Source organism: Dellaglioa sp. CoH-57-MRSF-16, from assembly GCF_056782055.1.
This window is the reverse complement of sequence record NZ_JBXAXZ010000071.1, coordinates 1-423: the sequence shown is the minus strand read 5'-3', so window position 1 is coordinate 423 and position 423 is coordinate 1. Positions and strand designations below refer to the sequence as shown.

The following is a 423-nucleotide window of genomic DNA, read 5'->3' as shown; positions in this document are numbered from 1 at the left end:
GCTCAGCTCTGCTTGGCTGTGCATCTTCAACGTTTTTCCGTTACTTTCCAATGTAACGGCCCCGCTCACCGGGGGCGCAAGGCGTTGGATCACGCGAAGCGCTTCGCTGAGCAGGGCCTGTTCGATTGTTGCTTTCATGTATAGGCGAGTGTTGTGGTTGGCTTACTTCTTATTTACTTCGAAGCCGTCATGTGCGACAGGCCCTTGATTCGGTATACTTCCGTGACTTGCACGTAACTGCCGTCAAGGCAGCTCCCGTCCAAATCCACTTCGACATCAACCCGGTCCCCAAGATGGTAAACCAAATCGATCCACGTGGTGTCGTCAGTAGTCACAGTCCGGTAGATGCGGACCGTAACAAAACCCTGCGACATATTACGCGGGTCCGATGTAGTCGTCAAGAGGCGCGTGATGTAGAGCCGG

General features: G+C 54.1%; 1 protein-coding gene. It reads right to left on the bottom strand.

Annotated features, from left to right (window positions below; all coding sequences use genetic code 11):
* Positions 1-173 precede the first annotated feature (173 nt).
* On the bottom strand, positions 174-423 hold a 250-nt coding region (locus tag AC1RPH_RS07910; protein ID WP_481762042.1), incomplete at its 5' end, for a hypothetical protein.